This window comes from Hymenobacter lapidarius (assembly GCF_001816145.1).
Taxonomy (GTDB): Bacteria; Bacteroidota; Bacteroidia; order Cytophagales; family Hymenobacteraceae; genus Hymenobacter; species Hymenobacter lapidarius.
This window is the reverse complement of record NZ_MDZB01000098.1, coordinates 21827-37834: the sequence shown is the minus strand read 5'-3', so window position 1 is coordinate 37834 and position 16008 is coordinate 21827. Positions and strand designations below refer to the sequence as shown.

Sequence of the window (16008 nt, the reverse complement as noted above, 5' to 3'; positions counted from 1 at the left end):
TCTATTTACTCCTTTAGTCAGTGCTATTGTTGCAGCGGACTGTTGCGGCAATTTTGGAGACGGGCATGGCTATTTATTGGCCAATGGCCTTACACCGCGTCCTCCTGGCTCTGGGTATGCATGACTGGGAACATCTGACCTCTTTTGTGCGTGTTAGGTGAATACAACGGTAGTATTATCGGTTTTAGCAGGCCTTGGAGTCGACTTTTTTCTTACTTCTTATGCGTTTTCTTTTCCTTGCCGCTGCAATTGCCGCCTCGGGCACTGCCCATCCGGCAGTTGCCCAAGGCGCCAACACTTCGATGGCCCAGGCCGGTGGTGCTGATGGTCGCATTGCGTTGTCTTCACGCTCTTCCTCTGCGGCCACGCAGCCCATGCGGCTGGCCTGCGCGCTCATTATAGGCAAGGTATTTGAGGCCAATGGCGAGCCCTTGCGGGGAGCTACCTTGGTAGTAAAAGGCACGCACCAGGTTTACGTCACCGATTCCGAAGGAAAATTTCAGTTTACAGACCCAGTCTACGAAGGCCAAATTCTCACGATTGGAGCTGCGGGCTACGTTAGCCGTGAGATTCCCCTGGCCGATTGTTCGCTACCGCGCCTAGTGTTAGCTAAAGCACCCACCGCGCGCATCAAGCAAACCGGCAAGCGAGCCGGCCAAGTGGTTCGGCTGAACAACCGCAGCACCATCCTCAAGTAAGCGTACCGCGTCATCACTCGCGGTGCGTGTATTCCTGCTCCCACATGGCCTGTAGCCAAGTCATGGCGGCGTACTCCTCAGTGAAGCGCTCCACATGGTAGGGGCGTCCGTTGAAGTAAGTGATTTGTAGCACGTTGGTGTCGTGCTCAATTTCATGCAAATGCAGGGGCATAAACAGGTAGGCCAGATGCACCTACCCGTTCAGAGGCCTGGCAATTGCGGCATGAATTGCTCCATCATCCAGGGCGTGGCTTGTTGGGTGGCGCGGGTGCGGCGGCGCGTATCAATGAGCCACAGGCGGGCTCCGTTTTCAACGGCCACATTGAGCATCCGGCAGTAGCCGGCTAGCAGTTCCTCATCACAAGGTTAGTGCAGCCACCGCCCCACCAGCACCTGCAAGTCCGGCCGAAACTGGTACTGTAGGTAATTGAGGGCGGGTAGTTGGAATTGAGTCATGACGAATCGGCTTTTGTCCTGCGGCTGAACACCTGAAAGAAACGCTCCTGCAACGTACAGCGGCTTCGCTACACGCGTCACCTTGTGGGATGGCGCGTCCGTAAGGGCGCGGTTACAACTCTCTAAAAAAGAAAATACCCACCTTTATCAGGTGGGTATTTTCTTTTTTAGCGCTCCCTCCTGGGCTCGAACCAGGGACCCTCTGATTAACAGTCAGATGCTCTAACCGGCTGAGCTAAGGAAGCAATTGCTTACCCGAAACCCGGTTGTTCTTGTTTCGGACTGCAAACTTACGACCTTCTCTAAAAAAGCACAAGCCAAAATCAACTTTTTTTTCTAAAAAGTTACGCAAACCGCTAATTTGTGATGCTGAGTAGGCTGCCCTGCAGACTGGTGCTGTACTGCTTCAGCGGCCTTGGGGCCGGACCGCCAGTGACTTGGCCCCGCAAATCGAATTGCGAAGTGCAGCACGAGTCGCGCATGAACAATCGAGAATTTCGGTCGATGCTGACAGTTGCGCAGGCATCATAGGGCTGATACGGGCAATTGCGCTCGAATGCCAGGAAGGTACTGGCGCTCTGGCGGACCACAATCACGCCTTTCACACCGCCCAGGCCGGCGGGACCCTGCACGGGCAGGGTCACGGCGCCGTTGTCAAAGCGCAGGGGCGCGTACTGCTGATTGGTGATATTAATGCTCAGGTTGACCGGCGCGTAGGGTATCAGCGGCTGGTCGCTGGCATTGTCGCCGCACGCTGCCAGTAGGGGCAACGCCAGCAGGGGCAACCAGCGTGAAAAGCCACGAACAGGCGAGAGGAATAGGCATGTGGTCATTGCGGGGAGCTTGTTAGTAGGTGTAGAAGCCTTGCCCCGTTTTGCGGCCGTGGTAGCCGGCGTCCACTTTCTGCTGCTGAATGCGGCTGGGCCGAAACTTGGCGTCCTGATGGAAAGAGGCAAACATGGCGCTGGTCACCGAAAAGTTGGTGTCGACGCCAATCAAGTCCATCAACCGGAACGGCCCCATTTTGAATCCACTGGCTTCCAGCAATTCATCCACCACTTGGAAAGACGCCACGTTCTCTTCCACAATTTTCAGGCTCTCCACGTAGTAGTGGCGCGCCACGCGGTTCACAATGAAGCCGGGAGCATCGGCAGCCCGTACGGGCGTTTTGCCCAAACGCCTGGCCAGGGCTTCCACAGCATCGGCCACGGCGGGGGCGGTGGCCACGCCGCTAATTACCTCCACCAGGGGCATCAGCGGGGCCGGATTGAAGAAGTGCATGCCCACCACCCGCTCCGGGTGAGGAACGGGCGCCGCGAGCTGCGTAATGGGCAGCGAAGAGGTGTTGGACGCCAGAATGGTTTCCGGGCCATTGATGGTGGCTAGTTCCCGGAATAGCTGGTGCTTCACATCGAGCCGCTCCACCACGGCCTCGATGATGAGGTCGGCTTGCACGATGCTCATGTCGGTGGTGGGCGTAAGGCGGGCCAACGCTTCATCGCGGGCTTCGGCGGTGAGCTTGTTCTTCGCCACCAGCTTGCCCAAGCCGGCAGCAATGGCCGTGTGGGCCTTTTCCAGCGCCGAGGAGCTCAGGTCGAATAAAATGGTGGGCAGGCCGTGCTGAATGCCCAGCTGCGCAATGCCCAGCCCCATGGTGCCGGCCCCCACCACGGCCAGGGTTTGAATGTTTTTCATGGCGCGAAGGTAAACGCCCGCCCCATCAAGCAGGGCTTGACGAGGCGGGCCGTTGCGAGGGGCTCTTTTTAAAAAGGTTATTTCTTGAACAGCGAATTAACGAACGTGTGCCGGTCAAACAGCTGCAGGTCGGTCATTTTCTCCCCCACTCCGATGTAGCGCACGGGAATGCTGAACTGGTCCGATATGCCAATCACCACGCCGCCCCGGGCCGTGCCGTCGAGCTTGGTGATGGCCAGGGCCGTGACTTCGGTGGCTTTGGTAAACTCCTTGGCTTGCAGAAACGCGTTCTGGCCCGTGCTGCCGTCCAGCACGAGCAGCACCTCGTGCGGGGCATCGGGAACTACCTTTTGCATCACGCGCTTGATTTTAGTCAGCTCGTTCATCAGGTTCACCTTGTTGTGCAGGCGGCCGGCCGTGTCGATGATGACCACATCGGCGCCAAGCTCCACGCCTTTGCGCACGGCGTCGTAGGCCACGGAGGCGGGGTCGGTGTTCATGCCGTGGCTCACCACGGGCACGCCCACCCGTTCGCCCCAAATGATGAGCTGGTCAACCGCGGCGGCCCGGAAGGTATCGGCGGCGCCCAGCACCACTTTCTTGCCCGCGGCGTGGAAGCGGTGGGCCAGCTTGCCAATGGTGGTGGTTTTGCCCACGCCATTCACGCCTACCACCATAATGACATAAGGCTGGCCGTTATTACCGGCGCTGTCGAGTACTGCCGTGGAGCCGGAATTATTGTCTTCCAGCAGGGCCACAATTTCCTCGCGTAGGATGCGGTCCAGCTCGCCGGTGCTCACGTATTTGTCGCGCGCCACCCGGGCTTCGATGCGGTCAATCACCTTCACCGTGGTTTCAATGCCCACATCGGCGTGCACCAGCAGGCCTTCCAGGTCGTCGAGGACCGCCTCGTCCACGGTGCTTTTGCCCACCACGGCCTTGCTTAGCTGGTCGAAGAAATTGGTTTTGGTTTTTTCCAGGCCCGCGTCAAGCGACGCCTGCTGCGTGGTGCTTTCCTTGTCCTTTTTAAAAAAATCGAAGAGGCCCATTGAGGTTCTGTCATGCTGAGCCCGCGAAACAGCTTATCACGCTCGCGAAGCTCGGGGTAGGGAGGTGTCGCTGACGAAAGCGGCCGTGATAAGATGCTTCCTTCGTCAGTATGACAGGCGTATTACACGCAAAAAGTCCCACGAAGGTGGGACTTTTTAAACTTTTACGAAGCTGGTTGGGGCAACTTATTTGTTGCCAGTGGCCAAGTACTCCTGCACTTTATCAAGCAGGACCATCTCCTCGCGGAAGGTATAAGCACCGGTTTTCTCCGATTTCACGGCACGAATCACCTTTGCCCAGTTCTTGGCGTTCTCTGTGGTTTTCAGAGTTGCTACTACTTTCTTAGCCATTGTTCAGGTTATTTAATTTCCTTGTGAACGGTCATTTTCTTGAGGATGGGGTTGAATTTCTTCAACTCGATGCGCTCGGGGGTGTTCTTGCGGTTCTTGGTGGTGATGTAGCGCGAGGTGCCCGGCATCCCCGAGGTTTTATGCTCGGTGCATTCCATGATAACCTGCACCCGGTTTCCTTTCTTGGCCATCTCGACGGGGGTGTTGTTTTTTTAAAATTTAGGACTGCAAAGGTACGGGTCTTTTTGCAAACGACAAAGGAAAACGACTGCCAACTTTCAGTTGGCGAAGCAGAACGCCGTCAAAACCCGTCAGCAGTGCCAACAAATATCGCCCAGGCAATGCTGGAATACAGCTCTGAATGCCCGGCTGCTACTACGGGCTACGGCTGCTTTTCCTTTGCTTCGTGGGCCCAGCGCCAGTGTTCCGAGGCTGCCACCTGACAAAGCCAGCGCCGATACGGTTGCCGCAGGGGCAAGCGTATCGGCGCTGGCTTTGGGTGTGGGGGGCGAATAGCGACCAGCCCAGTCCGGGCTTGCGCATCCTCAGCCCCGGTTACTCACGCTAGTAAACGATGAAGCCCTGCTCCTTGGCCTTCTTCAGGACCGACATGATGCCGTTCTTGCTGATGGTGCGGATGGTGGACGTGGCTACTTTCAAGGTTACCCAAGCATCCTGCTCGGGGATGTAGAAGCGCTTTTTCTGCAGGTTCGGATAGAACTTGCGCTTGGTCTTGTTGTTAGCGTGCGATACGTTGTTACCAACGCGGGTACGCTTGCCGGTCAAATCACAAACACGGGCCATAATATCGAAGGGTTAAAAATTACAATGCAGGGAAACGGGCCGCAAATATCGGCAAAAGTCTGGCATTCACCAAGCACCCCACGCTTATTTCTGCCCGGATGCGCTCTGAGAGCCTGCTTTGGCCCGAAAATTCCAGGGACAGTGCCGGCAACTGCTCTGGCAACAGCTGCCCCGGCGCCGGTGGTACTGCTCGGTGAAGACGAGGTAGCCCTCGGGGGTGTAGTAAAAATCGCCGGGCTGCAGCGGCTGGGGTACGGGGGGCGGCATGAGTGAATCAAAGGTACGGCGGGCTTCGTTGCAAGTGTTTCCGTCCGTAACTTGTTATCGCTGCTTTCGGCCCTTTCTCATGAAATCGACCCTCGCTTTCCTGTTGCTGCTCCTGATGGGAGCGGTGCTGCTCGCTGCCCGGAAGGCACCCGCCCAGGGCGAGCGCCCCGTGGTACTGACCACTGCTACGGCCCCGGCAGGCCTGCGGGCGGCCCTGGCCCGCGCCCAAACCGGGCTGGCCGACCCATTGCGCGAAGCGCTGCGGACCCTGCCAGCCGCCAAAAAACGGTTTCTGGCGGGGCTACCTCAAGGCGACCAGCTGCTGCTCTCGGTGCGGGTGCAGGCTACCGACACTAGCTTCCGCCAGGCTTCGGCCCGGGTGCTGGGGTGGCGCGGCGGCAGCATTCAGGCGCTGCTGCTGCCCAGCCTGACGGGTGCCACCGGCCTGGCCGAGCCGCTGCCCGTGAGCTTTCCCGAAACGGCCGTGGTAGACTGGACCATGCTGCGCGCCAGTGGCCGCGAGGAGGGCAACTACGTGGGCCGGCACCTCGACGCGGCCCGCCAGCTCGAACGCCTGCCGCTGCGCTAGCCGTGTGTTGCGACTTTGCGGAGTGAAAAGCCGTAATTTCGCACTCTCATCACCACTCGCGCCCCACCGTATGCAGACCTCCACTCCTACCGCCACTGCCAGCCGCGCCGAGCAGCTGATGCAGCTCGAAGACCAGTACGGCGCCCACAACTACCACCCCCTGCCCGTGGTGCTCACCCGGGGCGAAGGCGTGCACCTCTGGGACGTGGATGGCAAGCATTACTATGATTTCCTGTCGGCGTATTCGGCCGTGAACCAGGGCCACTGCCACCCGCGCATCATTGGGGCACTGACCAAGCAGGCCCAGCAGCTTACGCTCACATCGCGGGCTTTTTTCAACGACCAGTTGGGCGCGGCCGAGAAGCAGCTGTGCGAGCTGTTTGGCTACGACAAGGCCCTGCTGATGAACTCGGGTGCCGAAGCCGTGGAAACTGCCCTGAAACTGGCCCGCAAGTGGGGCTACCAGGAAAAGGGGATTGCGCCGAACATGGCCCGCATTCTGGTGGCCGAGCACAACTTCCACGGGCGCACCACGGGCATCATTTCCTTCAGCACCGACCCCGACAGCACGGGCGGCTTCGGGCCGTACATGCCGGGCTACCAGGTGGTGCCCTACAACGACATTGCGTCGTTGGAGGAGGCGCTGAAAGACCCGCACGTATGCGCCTTCATGGTGGAGCCAATTCAGGGCGAAGCGGGCGTAATGGTGCCATCGGTGGGCTATCTGGCGCAGGCCGCGGCGCTGTGCCGCGCGCACAACGTGCTGTTTGTGGCCGATGAAATCCAGACCGGTCTGGGCCGCACCGGCAAGCTGCTGTGCTGCGACCACGAGGCGGTGCACGCCGACATCCTCATTCTGGGCAAAGCCCTGAGCGGCGGCGTGCTGCCGGTGTCGGCGGTGCTGGCCGACGACTCCATTATGCTGACCATTCAGCCGGGGCAGCACGGCTCCACCTTTGGGGGCAACCCGCTGGCCTGCGCCGTGATGCGCGCCGCGCTCGACGTGCTGCTGGACGAAAACCTAACCGCCAACTCCCACCGGCTGGGCGAAATTTTCCGGACCCGGATGCGCCAGGTGCAAGCCAAGCGTCCCGAAACCGTGGAGCTGGTGCGCGGCAAAGGCCTGCTAAACGCGGTGATTATCCGGCCCTCCGATGACGGCCGCACCGCCTGGGACGTGTGCGTGACGCTCATGGAGCGCGGCGTGCTGGCCAAGCCCACCCACGGCGACATCATCCGCTTTGCCCCGCCGCTAGTGATTACGGAGGAGCAGCTGCACGAGGCCTGCGATATAATTGAGGAGGTTATTCTGGCCTTTTAAGCGCAAGGTTTCGCGAAGTTTTAAAAGGTAAGTCGCGCTACGTTTTCTTCGCCGGACTTACCTTTTGCGGGACTTACTTGCGGGACTTTCCTTTTAAAATTTTGCAAAACTTCGCGCTATCCTACTGGGAGCACCAATCGTTTTTTGGGCCGGCGACGTCGTAATTATCGGCGCTGGAATAGTGGGGCTTACGGCCGCGCTGTACCTGAAACAGCGGCGCCCCACCTGGCGGGTGGTGGTGCTGGAGCGCGGCCTGCTGCCGAGTGGAGCTTCTACGAAGAACGCGGGATTTGCCTGCTTTGGGTCGATATCGGAATTGATAGAGCAGGAGAAGCGCGGCGATTTGCAAGCTGTGGTGAGTGCCCGCTGTGCCGGGCTGGCGCGGCTGCGCGAGCTGGTTGGCGATGCCGAGCTGGACTACCAGCCGGTGGGCGGCTACGAGTTGTTCCGGCACGAAGAGGAGGCATTGGCCACAGAATGCCTCGCCAAAATTGACTACTTCAATGAGCTGCTGGCGCCGGTAATGGGGCACGCGCGCACGTTCAGCGACGCTAGTAGCGAGGGTGACTGCTTCGGGTTTGCGGGCGTTGGAACTTTGCTCAAGAACGAGTGCGAAGGCAGCCTGGATGCCGGCCGCATGATGCGCGCCTTGCTGGCCCGGGTGTGGGCGGTGGATGTGCCCGTGCTCACCAGCTGCAGCGTGGAAGCCATGGAAGCCACGGCGGGCGGCGGCTCGCGGGTGCATCTCAGCAACGGGGTTGGCATAGCGGCGGGCCAGGTGCTGGTGGCTACCAATGCCTTTGCAGCCGAGCTGCTACCCAACTTGGGAGTGGTGCCGGGGCGCGGGCAGGTCCTGGTGACCGAGCCCCTGCCGGACGTGCGCCTGCCGGGCACTTTTCACTACGACCACGGCTATGCGTACTTCCGCCAGCTGCCGGACCAGCGCCTGCTGCTGGGCGGGGGCCGCAACCTGGATTTTGCTGCCGAAGCCACCACCGTGCCCGGCCTGACGGAACCCGTGCAGCACTACCTGGAACAGCTGCTGCACGACGTCATACTGCCCGGCCAGCAGCCCCGTATCGATTACCGGTGGAGTGGGGTGATGGGGTTCGGCGCGGAGCTGGCACCGCTTATTGACTGGGTAAAGCCCGGCGTGCTGGCCGCCGTGCGCTGCAACGGCATGGGCGTGGCCATGGGGGCCGGCACAGGCTGGCAGGCGGCCGAGAAACTGGCCCACGGGTAGCGGAAACCGGCAGATATTCGTACAGCATAGCTCAGCTCCCAACCCTGCTTTTCATTTATGCTTTTTTCTACGCGTCCCCGTTCGTTGCAACCCCGCCTGCTGGCACTGGTAATGGTTTTCGCGGGCCTGGCCAGCGGCTGCCAGAGCAGTCGGCCTGGCTTTTCGTTTCAGCCGGCGCCGGGGCGGATGCGGCTGGCGCTCGCGGCCGTGCCCGTGGCCGTGGAAGAACCGGTGGCGGCGGCTAAAGCGGCTTTGGTAGCGGTGCCGGTGCAGCCGCGCGTTGGAGTGCGGCCGCGCAAGCAATTGCGGCAACTGCGAACGCCAGCGCCGGCTGTGGCAGTAGCACCGGTTCTGGCTGAAGTAGCCACGAGCAAGGCTGTGCCGCACCGCCGGGCACTGCTGCAGCGGCCACAGACCACGGCCGAAGCGGGACTGGGCACCACCGTACTGGGCGTTTTGGGTCTGATAATGCTGCCCATTGCACTGGTAGGGCTGCTGCTCAGCGGCGGACTAGTGTGGGGCATTGTGGCCGGACTGGCCGCGCTGGCCGTGTTGGTGGCCTACCTCGACCCTTTTGGGCGGTAGTTGGCGGTTCGGGACGAACTTTGTGGCACCGTTGCGCTTTTTAAGCCACGCTTATTTCAACTCTTCACGCCAAGGTCCTGCGCCTGCTGTAATCCCAGCTTATGCTTCCCACCCACCGCCCTCGCCGCAACCGCAAGTCCGAAGTTATCCGTGATATGGTGCAGGAAACCCGCCTCACCACCCATGATTTCATCTTTCCCCTGTTTCTCATCGAAGGCCAGAACCAGGCGCTGGAAGTGAAATCCATGCCGGGCATCTACCGGTATTCGGCTGATAAAATTATTGAGGAAGTGGGGCAATGCGTGGAGTTGGGCATAAAGGCCTTCGCTCCTTTTCCAAGCATCAACGACTCATTGAAGGACCGGCTGGCTAAGGAATCGGCCAATCCCGAGGGCTTGTATTTGAAGACCGTGGCCGACATCAAGCGGCAGTTTCCGGACGTGGTGCTGATGACCGACGTGGCCATGGACCCCTACAGCAGCGACGGCCACGACGGCGTAGTGGATGCTGAGTCTGGCGAAATCCTCAACGACGCGACCCTGGAAGTACTGGGTCAGATGGCTTTGGCGCAGGCCCGCGCCGGCGCCGACATCATCGGGCCCAGCGACATGATGGACGGACGCGTGGCCTGGATTCGGCGGGTGCTTGATGAGAATGCGTTTCAACACGTGAGCATTATGAGCTACACGGCCAAATACGCTTCAGCCTTCTACGGCCCGTTTCGCGATGCCCTGGATTCGGCCCCGAAAAAGGGCGATAAAAAGAGCTACCAGATGAACCCCGCCAACAAGCGCGAGGCCCTGCGCGAGCTGGCTCTCGATGAGGCCGAAGGCGCCGACATGGTGATGATAAAGCCCGCTTTGAGCTATCTGGATGTGATTCATGCCGTGAAGGAGCGCACCCACCTACCCGTGACGGCCTACAACGTGAGCGGCGAATACGCCATGGTGAAAGCCGCGGCCCAAAACGGCTGGCTCGACGGTGAGAAGACGATGATGGAGGTGCTCACCAGCATCAAGCGCGCCGGTGCGGATGCCATTCTGACCTATTTCGCTAAAGAAGCGGCCGCCGTGCTGCGCCGCGGCTAAACCCCGTCCAGCATGCCAGCAACCCGCCGCGCCACGCTGACCGACGTACCCGCCATTCTGGCCCTGATACGGCGCGTGGTGCCGCTGATGAACGCCAGCGGCAACTTTCAATGGTCGGTGGATTACCCAAATGAAGCCGTATTCACCGCCGATATTGAACGCAACCACCTGTGGGTGGCCGAGCTGGACGGCGCGGTGGCCGGTGTGGCCGCCCTTACCCAGGACCAGGATGCCGAGTACGCCCAGGCCTACTGGGACGTGACCGAGCCGGCCCTGGTGACGCACCGCTTGGCCGTAGACCCTGCCGCGCAGGGCCGCGGCGTGGCCCTGGCCCTCATGGCGCAAGCCGAAGCGCAGGCGGTGGCGCAAGGCTTGCAGGTGCTGCGCGTGGACACCAATTCGGAAAACGCCGCTACGCAACGGCTTTTCCCGAAACTGGGCTACCGGTTTGCGGGCGAGATTACGCTGGGGTTTCGGCCGGGGCTGCGGTTTTTCTGCTACGAGAAGCGACTGGGTTAGTCGGGTACTGCGAAGGCGGCTAGCTCGGCCAATTCACTGACGAGCAGGCGCTCCCATACTGCCTGCTTGTCGAGGAACAGGCCGTATTTGGTTTCGTCGGCGTATTGAATCTGCCGCTTGTTGGCGTTTTCATAGGCCGCCCTGAACAAGTCATTGATATCGGGCTTGCCTATCAGCAGCATGCGTTTGGCGCCTGCTCGTAGTTCCTGCCGCAGGTGCCGGGCGGCCACTTCGTTGATGTCCCACAGGGTCTGGATGTAGCGGATTTGCAGGGCCGTGGTCGTTTGGTCGGTAGAATCGAGGTAGGAACCGGCGCTATGGAAAACGTTCTGGACTACCCGGTTGGCCCTTTTGCCAAACAGGTCCCCCACCATGCCGTCCATCTGCAAGCCCATGCTGCCCACGCTTTGGTTTAGGTTGTTTTGGGGGCGCAGGCGAAACTGGAAGTCGGAGGGCTGCAGGCGGTGGGTGGCGCTCCATTGCAGGTAGCCGAGGGGCAGCGGTTTTCTGACCTGGGCAAGGCCTGGCAAGCTCAGCCACAGCAGGGAAACAAGCAGCACAAAACGGACCATCGCAGGTTATTGAATGGTATAGGCTATGCGTTATTTTGCTCAAACGGCCAGCGCTTCAGCCGGCGGCTCCAGAGCAGAAACACCACCACGCCCAGCACCGTCACGGCCAAGCCGGAGAGCATAAACTGCGGGCCCGTGCTCCAGAAAATCAGCAGCCACACGGCAATGGCAATGAGCACCGGCAGCGGGTAGAGCGGCATCTTGAATGGCAGCGAGGCCGTGCCGCGCCGGCGGCGCAGCAGCATCAACCCCACGGCCTGGCCCACAAACTGCACCAGAATGCGCATTGCCAGAATGGCCGTAATTACCTCGCCCAGCCGAAACAGCAAGCTGAACACGAAACCTATGCCGCCGAGAATGAGCAGCGACACGTGAGGGAAGTTTTTGGTGGGGTGCAGGCGGCCGAATACGGACAGAAACTCGCCATCGGCGGCGGCGGCGTAGGGAATGCGCGAGTAGCCCAGCAGCACCGCAAACAGCGAAGCAAACGCCACCAGCAGCACCAGCGCCGTGGCAGCCTGCGCGGCGGCCACGCCGTAGAGCCGCTCCACAAACAGGCTCACGATGAACTGTGACTTGTCGGCAATGGCGCCCGCGCCGCCGGCCTGCCAGCTCTGCACCTCCTGCCACGGAATAACGGTGCCCACGCTCCAGTTCAGCAGCAGGTACAGGGCCATGATGCCGAGGATGCTGAAGAAAATACTGCGCGGAATCACGCGCTGCGGGTTCACGATTTCGCCGCCCAGGTGGCACACGTTATAGTAGCCCAGGTAGGAATAAACGGTTTTGATAGCGGCCTGCCCCATGGCGGCCGACAGCAGCACGCCCGGCAGGGCCGAGACGCCGCCGCTGGGCAGCCAGGCCACTTCGTGGTTGGCGTGGGTGAGGCCGCCGAAAATCAGCCAGCCCATGAGGCCCAGCACGCCTACCCACAGCATCACGCCCAGCCGGCCAATGTCCTCAATGCGGCGATAGAGCAGCACGATGAGCAGCAGCACCACGGCGCCGGACACTATTTTCGGCTGCCACCACTCCGTCATGGGCACGAGGTAGCCGAAGTACTGGGCGAAGCCGATGGCGCCCGAGGCCAGCACCAGCGGCGACTGCACCAGCGTTTGCCACACGTAGAGGAACGACATCAACCGCCCCCATTTGTGCTCGCCATACGCCAGCTTGAGAAAGCGGTAAGAGCCGCCCGCTTCGGGGTACGCCGCGCCCAGCTCGCTCCACACCAGGCCATCGACCAGGGCCAGGCCTGCGCCTACCAGCCACGCCAGCAGGAAGTTCGGGCCCATAAAACCCATCACGAGCGGTAGGGTGACAAAGGGACCAATGCCCACCATGTCAATCATATTTAGCGCAGTGGCTTGAACGATGCCGAGGCGGCGCTGCAAAGTGGGTTGGGACATGGGGACGAAAGTAGTGCCTGATGCGCTAGTTCTAGCCTCCTCCGTAGGCTGCTGCTCCTTTGCCCGGTAGCGGAGGGTAAATCGGGAGTTGAAGCCACCTCCGGCCAGGCCTGCGGGCGGCATAAGGCCCCGCTTGCCAACACCAGCGCGGATTATGCCGTAAGGCCCGGCATGAGTACAACTGCTTCCGGTTCCAAACTGGCCATTTACGGGGCTATTGGGGCCAATATTGCCATTGCCATCAGCAAATTCACGGCGGCATTTTTCACGGGTTCCTCGGCCATGCTATCCGAGGGCATTCACTCGCTGGTGGACAGCGGCAACGGCGTGCTAATCCTGTTTGGGGTGCACCAGCGTGCCATTCGGGCCAAGTACCCGGAGTTCAAGCGCATTTTTGTCGAGGCCAAGGCCATTGGGGAAAAAGAGCGGGTGGGCAGCGCCGTGGTCGACTAACCTCTTGGCTAAGTCTACGTAGGCGTAGGCAGCTATTCTGCTCTTTTTCCCTCATTTGCTCCGTTATGGCCGGTGCCTCTTCTTCCAAAATAGTCGTTTACGGCGCCATTGTGGCCAATCTGGCCATTGCCGTTTCCAAGTTCGTGGCGGCGTTTTTCACGGGCAGCGCGGCCATGATGTCGGAAGGCATTCACTCCCTCGTCGACAGTGGCAACGGCATGCTGATACTGTTCGGCATGAGCCGCAGCGCCCGCCCTGCCGATGCCAAGCACCCCTTCGGCTACAGCAAGGAAATCTACTTCTGGACCGTGATTGTGGCCGTGCTCATCTTCGCCGTGGGTGGCGGCATGTCGCTTTACAAAGGCTACCAGTACCTGCAAACCCCTGCCCCCCTCAACGACCCTACCTGGAACTACTGGGTGCTCGGCCTGGCCATCATTTTTGAAGGCGTGGCCTGCACGCTGGCCTACCGCGAGTTCCGCAAAACCCAAGGCGACTTCGGTTTCTGGCAGGCCCTGCGCCGCAGCCGCGACCCGGCCGTGTTCGCCATTCTGCTCGAAGACTTGGCCGCGCTGGTGGGCCTGCTCATCGCGCTGGCCGGCATCTACTTCGGGCACCTGCTCAACAACCTGTACTTTGACGGCGGCGCCTCCATGCTCATCGGGCTGCTGCTGGTGGGCATGGCCGTATTTATGCTGGGCGAAGCCAAGGGCCTGCTGCTGGGCGAGGGCGCCGACGAAGCCGTACTGCGCGACCTCGAAGCCCTGGCCCGTCAGGACGCGGCTGTGGAACAGTTGCGCACGCCCCTCACCATGTACCTGGGCCCCACCGATGCCGTGCTGGCCCTGGACATTTCGTTCCGCGACCAGCTTACCGCCGTGGAAGTTGAAGAAGCCGTGGAGCGCCTGCAAACCGCCATCAAGGCCAAATACCCGGACTTTAAACGGATTTTTATTGAGGCCAGCGCGCTTACGCACCACGGCGCGGGCAGCGCCCAACCGGCGGCGGGCTAGCCAGACCACGCTCAGGGCAACCTGTTAGCTTATCTGCCATGACAATACCTTCCTCAAGCCCCTTCCGCTCGTTTTGGTGGGGTGGCTATGAATGCACTGACCAGCTCAACGCCTTTGGGCACCGCGTCGACTTTCTGCCGCTCACCGGCCACTTGCAGCTCATCGACGAAGACTACGCGGCGCTCCACCCGTTTCAGGTGCGCACCGTGCGCGAAGGCATTCGTTGGGCTCACATCGAAAAGACGCCTTACCAGTACGATTTCAGCACGGTGCAAACCATGCTGGAAGCAGGCCAGCGCCACGGCATTCAGCAGGTGTGGGACTTGTGCCATTTCGGCTACCCCGACGACCTCACGCCGCTGCACCCGCTGTTTGCCCGGCGCTTTGCGGCGCTGTGCCGCGCCTTTGTGGCGTTCTACCGCAGCCAGCGGCCCGATGATGTGCTCATCGTAACGCCCATCAACGAGGTGAGCTTTATTTCCTGGCTTGGGGGCGATGCCCGGGGCACAACGCCCTATTGCAACCACCAGGGCTGGGAAGTGAAATACGGCCTGATGCGCGCCTACATTGAAGGCGCCCACGCCCTGCGCGAAGCCGACTCCGGCATCCGCATGCTCACCACCGAGCCGCTCGTGAACATCGTGCCGCCGTTGCAGCCCACGCCCAAACAGCGGCGCGAAGCCGAGGAAGGGCACCGCAACCAGTTTCAGGCCACCGACATCCTCTCCGGGCGCCTGTGTCCGGAGCTGGGCGGCCGCCCCGAGCTGCTCGACATGGTGGGCTTCAACTATTACTATGACAACCAGTGGCAGAACCACACGGACTGGAAACTGGGTTGGAACGATGAGGTGCACGACCCGCGCTGGCGCCCCCTGCGCACGCTGCTGCGCGACGCCTACCAGCGCTACCACCGCCCCTTTGCCCTCACCGAGACCAGCCACCCCGGCGAACACCGGCCGCAGTGGCTGCGCATGATTGGGGAAGAATGCGCTGCCGTCCTCAGCGAAGGCCTGCCGCTTTGGGGCGCCTGCCTCTACCCTATTGTGGACCGGCCCGACTGGGACCACCTCGACCAGTGGCATCAGTCCGGCCTCTGGGACGCCGACCTGAGCCAGCCCGGCCCCGCCCGCGTGCTGCACCAGCCCAGCGCCGAAGCCCTGCACGAGGCGCAGGCCGTAGTGGTAGCCGCCGCGCTCGCGGCTGGCCATCGGTAGGCACCGGCCCGCCTGTCACGGGCCGTGGCTACTTTTAAACCATGGCAACTACAGCGTACCTGGATTCTCCCCTGGGCCTGCTCTCGCTCACGGGCTCCGATGCCGGGTTGAGCGCGGTCAGCTTCCAGCACAACGAAGGGCTCGCGGCGACGCCGGCGCACGCGGTTCCCGCCTGTTTGCAGGACGGGCATCGGCAGCTACGGGCCTACTTTGGGCGCGAGCTGCGCGATTTCAACCTGACCTATGCGCCCGAAGCCGGCACCGAGTTTCAACGCCAGGTGTGGCAGGCCCTGGGGGGCATTGGCTACGGCCGCACGGCGTCGTACCTCGACGTGGCCAGGCTGCTGAACAATCCGAAATCGGTGCGGGCCGTGGGCGCGGCCAATGGCCAGAACCCGCTGGCCATTGTGTGGCCCTGCCACCGCATCATCGGGGCCGATGGCAGCCTGACGGGCTATGCGGGCGGCATGCACCGCAAGAAGTGGCTGCTGGAATTTGAGCAGCCTGTGCGGCAGGGCGGGTTGTTTGGGTGAGATGGTGTTAAAGGGAATAAGGCAATAAAAAAGAACGTCATGCTGAGCGCAGCCGAAGCATCGCTACCGTGCAAGTAATTCGGAGTAACTGCTGCGGTAGCGATGCTTCGGCTGCGCCCAGCATGACGTTCTTAAACTTACAGTTCTGG

The 16008-nt window shown here is 61.2% G+C and carries 22 protein-coding genes and 1 tRNA gene; 11 read left to right on the top strand and 12 right to left on the bottom strand.

Annotated features, from left to right (window positions below; all coding sequences use genetic code 11):
* Positions 1-221: 221 nt before the first annotated feature.
* Entirely contained in the window at positions 222-698 is a 477-nt protein-coding gene (locus BEN47_RS08465) for a carboxypeptidase-like regulatory domain-containing protein (protein ID WP_070727191.1), read from the top strand.
* Positions 699-711: 13 nt separating this feature from the next.
* Here the strand turns inward: BEN47_RS08465 and BEN47_RS21395 are convergent, their stop codons facing one another.
* The 10 genes from BEN47_RS21395 to BEN47_RS08430 form a co-directional block, all read right to left on the bottom strand.
* Positions 712-870 carry a hypothetical protein gene (locus BEN47_RS21395; RefSeq protein WP_158010933.1) on the bottom strand — a complete coding sequence of 53 codons (159 nt, stop codon included), beginning with the start codon at positions 868-870 and terminating at the stop codon, positions 712-714.
* Positions 871-899: 29 nt separating this feature from the next.
* On the bottom strand, positions 900-1028 hold the full coding sequence (locus tag BEN47_RS22465) for a hypothetical protein (RefSeq protein WP_262490389.1): 129 nt from the start codon (positions 1026-1028) through the stop codon (positions 900-902).
* 297 nt (positions 1029-1325) lie between these two features.
* Positions 1326-1399, bottom strand: a tRNA-Asn gene (locus BEN47_RS08460).
* A 111-nt stretch (positions 1400-1510) separates the two neighbouring features.
* Positions 1511-1987 (bottom strand): Rieske (2Fe-2S) protein, encoded by a 477-nt coding sequence (locus tag BEN47_RS08455; protein WP_239691544.1) that lies wholly within the window; start codon positions 1985-1987, stop codon positions 1511-1513.
* A 13-nt stretch (positions 1988-2000) separates the two neighbouring features.
* The gene (locus BEN47_RS08450; protein ID WP_070727190.1) at positions 2001-2849 is read right to left on the bottom strand and encodes a 3-hydroxyacyl-CoA dehydrogenase NAD-binding domain-containing protein; all 849 of its coding nucleotides are present in this window, start codon (positions 2847-2849) and stop codon (positions 2001-2003) included.
* A 77-nt stretch (positions 2850-2926) separates the two neighbouring features.
* Complete coding sequence (gene ftsY, locus BEN47_RS08445; protein WP_070727188.1) at positions 2927-3898, bottom strand: signal recognition particle-docking protein FtsY; 972 nt, start codon at positions 3896-3898, stop codon at positions 2927-2929.
* 186 nt (positions 3899-4084) lie between these two features.
* Positions 4085-4249 (bottom strand): DUF4295 domain-containing protein, encoded by a 165-nt coding sequence (locus tag BEN47_RS20240; protein ID WP_083322258.1) that lies wholly within the window; start codon positions 4247-4249, stop codon positions 4085-4087.
* Positions 4250-4257: 8 nt separating this feature from the next.
* Positions 4258-4440 (bottom strand): 50S ribosomal protein L33, encoded by a 183-nt coding sequence (rpmG, locus tag BEN47_RS08440; protein ID WP_035567317.1) that lies wholly within the window; start codon positions 4438-4440, stop codon positions 4258-4260.
* A 373-nt stretch (positions 4441-4813) separates the two neighbouring features.
* The gene (gene rpmB, locus BEN47_RS08435; protein WP_070727186.1) at positions 4814-5053 is read right to left on the bottom strand and encodes a 50S ribosomal protein L28; all 240 of its coding nucleotides are present in this window, start codon (positions 5051-5053) and stop codon (positions 4814-4816) included.
* 84 nt (positions 5054-5137) lie between these two features.
* Positions 5138-5320: a C1orf53 family protein gene (locus BEN47_RS08430; RefSeq protein ID WP_070727184.1), complete on the bottom strand. Its 183-nt coding sequence runs from the start codon at positions 5318-5320 to the stop codon at positions 5138-5140.
* Positions 5321-5399: 79 nt separating this feature from the next.
* Between BEN47_RS08430 and BEN47_RS08425 the strand changes: the two genes are divergently transcribed.
* The 6 genes from BEN47_RS08425 to BEN47_RS08400 all read left to right on the top strand — a co-directional run bounded on the left by BEN47_RS08425 (position 5400) and on the right by BEN47_RS08400 (position 10665).
* Entirely contained in the window at positions 5400-5909 is a 510-nt protein-coding gene (locus BEN47_RS08425) for a hypothetical protein (RefSeq protein WP_070727183.1), read from the top strand.
* Positions 5910-5979: 70 nt separating this feature from the next.
* Positions 5980-7230, top strand: coding sequence for an ornithine--oxo-acid transaminase (gene rocD / locus BEN47_RS08420; protein WP_070727180.1), 1251 nt, complete (start codon positions 5980-5982; stop codon positions 7228-7230).
* A gap of 118 nt (positions 7231-7348) precedes the next feature.
* Positions 7349-8473 carry an NAD(P)/FAD-dependent oxidoreductase gene (locus BEN47_RS08415; protein WP_083322257.1) on the top strand — a complete coding sequence of 375 codons (1125 nt, stop codon included), beginning with the start codon at positions 7349-7351 and terminating at the stop codon, positions 8471-8473.
* A gap of 57 nt (positions 8474-8530) precedes the next feature.
* Positions 8531-9058, top strand: coding sequence for a hypothetical protein (locus tag BEN47_RS08410; protein WP_125921583.1), 528 nt, complete (start codon positions 8531-8533; stop codon positions 9056-9058).
* A 101-nt stretch (positions 9059-9159) separates the two neighbouring features.
* Positions 9160-10146 (top strand): porphobilinogen synthase, encoded by a 987-nt coding sequence (gene hemB / locus BEN47_RS08405; protein WP_070727175.1) that lies wholly within the window; start codon positions 9160-9162, stop codon positions 10144-10146.
* 12 nt (positions 10147-10158) lie between these two features.
* Entirely contained in the window at positions 10159-10665 is a 507-nt protein-coding gene (locus BEN47_RS08400) for a GNAT family N-acetyltransferase (RefSeq protein WP_070727173.1), read from the top strand.
* Here the strand turns inward: BEN47_RS08400 and BEN47_RS08395 are convergent.
* Both BEN47_RS08395 and BEN47_RS08390 read right to left on the bottom strand, forming a co-directional pair.
* Entirely contained in the window at positions 10662-11225 is a 564-nt protein-coding gene (locus BEN47_RS08395; protein WP_125921582.1) for a hypothetical protein, read from the bottom strand. The two genes, BEN47_RS08400 and BEN47_RS08395, sit on opposite strands and share 4 nt — an antisense overlap.
* A gap of 35 nt (positions 11226-11260) precedes the next feature.
* Entirely contained in the window at positions 11261-12646 is a 1386-nt protein-coding gene (locus BEN47_RS08390; protein WP_070727169.1) for an APC family permease, read from the bottom strand.
* Positions 12647-12817: 171 nt separating this feature from the next.
* Between BEN47_RS08390 and BEN47_RS08385 the strand changes: the two genes are divergently transcribed.
* From BEN47_RS08385 to BEN47_RS08370, 4 genes are all read left to right on the top strand, one after another.
* A complete protein-coding gene (locus tag BEN47_RS08385; protein WP_070727166.1) occupies positions 12818-13099 on the top strand; it encodes a cation efflux transmembrane domain-containing protein in 282 nt (93 codons plus the stop codon).
* Between the two features lie 65 nt (positions 13100-13164).
* The gene (locus BEN47_RS08380; RefSeq protein ID WP_070727165.1) at positions 13165-14112 is read left to right on the top strand and encodes a cation diffusion facilitator family transporter; all 948 of its coding nucleotides are present in this window, start codon (positions 13165-13167) and stop codon (positions 14110-14112) included.
* 38 nt (positions 14113-14150) lie between these two features.
* Positions 14151-15326, top strand: a complete 1176-nt coding sequence (locus tag BEN47_RS08375; RefSeq protein WP_070727164.1) for an amine oxidase — start codon at positions 14151-14153, stop codon at positions 15324-15326.
* Between the two features lie 41 nt (positions 15327-15367).
* Positions 15368-15859 (top strand): methylated-DNA--[protein]-cysteine S-methyltransferase, encoded by a 492-nt coding sequence (locus BEN47_RS08370; RefSeq protein WP_070727162.1) that lies wholly within the window; start codon positions 15368-15370, stop codon positions 15857-15859.
* Positions 15860-16008 lie beyond the last annotated feature (149 nt).

What these genes read in the sequence shown, in the direction of transcription:
- rpmG (WP_035567317.1), bottom strand. Translation starts at nt 4,440, where the DNA reads ATGGCCAAGAAAGGAAACCGGGTGCAGGTTATCATGGAATGCACCGAG.
- BEN47_RS08380 (WP_070727165.1), top strand. Translation starts at nt 13,165, where the DNA reads ATGGCCGGTGCCTCTTCTTCCAAAATAGTCGTTTACGGCGCCATTGTG.
- BEN47_RS21395 (WP_158010933.1), bottom strand. Translation starts at nt 870, where the DNA reads ATGCCCCTGCATTTGCATGAAATTGAGCACGACACCAACGTGCTACAA.
- BEN47_RS08455 (WP_239691544.1), bottom strand. Translation starts at nt 1,987, where the DNA reads ATGACCACATGCCTATTCCTCTCGCCTGTTCGTGGCTTTTCACGCTGG.
- BEN47_RS08375 (WP_070727164.1), top strand. Translation starts at nt 14,151, where the DNA reads ATGACAATACCTTCCTCAAGCCCCTTCCGCTCGTTTTGGTGGGGTGGC.
- ftsY (WP_070727188.1), bottom strand. Translation starts at nt 3,898, where the DNA reads ATGGGCCTCTTCGATTTTTTTAAAAAGGACAAGGAAAGCACCACGCAG.
- BEN47_RS08370 (WP_070727162.1), top strand. Translation starts at nt 15,368, where the DNA reads ATGGCAACTACAGCGTACCTGGATTCTCCCCTGGGCCTGCTCTCGCTC.
- BEN47_RS08385 (WP_070727166.1), top strand. Translation starts at nt 12,818, where the DNA reads ATGAGTACAACTGCTTCCGGTTCCAAACTGGCCATTTACGGGGCTATT.
- rocD (WP_070727180.1), top strand. Translation starts at nt 5,980, where the DNA reads ATGCAGACCTCCACTCCTACCGCCACTGCCAGCCGCGCCGAGCAGCTG.
- BEN47_RS08390 (WP_070727169.1), bottom strand. Translation starts at nt 12,646, where the DNA reads ATGTCCCAACCCACTTTGCAGCGCCGCCTCGGCATCGTTCAAGCCACT.
- BEN47_RS22465 (WP_262490389.1), bottom strand. Translation starts at nt 1,028, where the DNA reads ATGCTCAATGTGGCCGTTGAAAACGGAGCCCGCCTGTGGCTCATTGAT.
- BEN47_RS20240 (WP_083322258.1), bottom strand. Translation starts at nt 4,249, where the DNA reads ATGGCTAAGAAAGTAGTAGCAACTCTGAAAACCACAGAGAACGCCAAG.
- BEN47_RS08465 (WP_070727191.1), top strand. Translation starts at nt 222, where the DNA reads ATGCGTTTTCTTTTCCTTGCCGCTGCAATTGCCGCCTCGGGCACTGCC.
- rpmB (WP_070727186.1), bottom strand. Translation starts at nt 5,053, where the DNA reads ATGGCCCGTGTTTGTGATTTGACCGGCAAGCGTACCCGCGTTGGTAAC.
- BEN47_RS08425 (WP_070727183.1), top strand. Translation starts at nt 5,400, where the DNA reads ATGAAATCGACCCTCGCTTTCCTGTTGCTGCTCCTGATGGGAGCGGTG.
- BEN47_RS08400 (WP_070727173.1), top strand. Translation starts at nt 10,159, where the DNA reads ATGCCAGCAACCCGCCGCGCCACGCTGACCGACGTACCCGCCATTCTG.
- BEN47_RS08410 (WP_125921583.1), top strand. Translation starts at nt 8,531, where the DNA reads ATGCTTTTTTCTACGCGTCCCCGTTCGTTGCAACCCCGCCTGCTGGCA.
- BEN47_RS08430 (WP_070727184.1), bottom strand. Translation starts at nt 5,320, where the DNA reads ATGCCGCCCCCCGTACCCCAGCCGCTGCAGCCCGGCGATTTTTACTAC.
- BEN47_RS08450 (WP_070727190.1), bottom strand. Translation starts at nt 2,849, where the DNA reads ATGAAAAACATTCAAACCCTGGCCGTGGTGGGGGCCGGCACCATGGGG.
- hemB (WP_070727175.1), top strand. Translation starts at nt 9,160, where the DNA reads ATGCTTCCCACCCACCGCCCTCGCCGCAACCGCAAGTCCGAAGTTATC.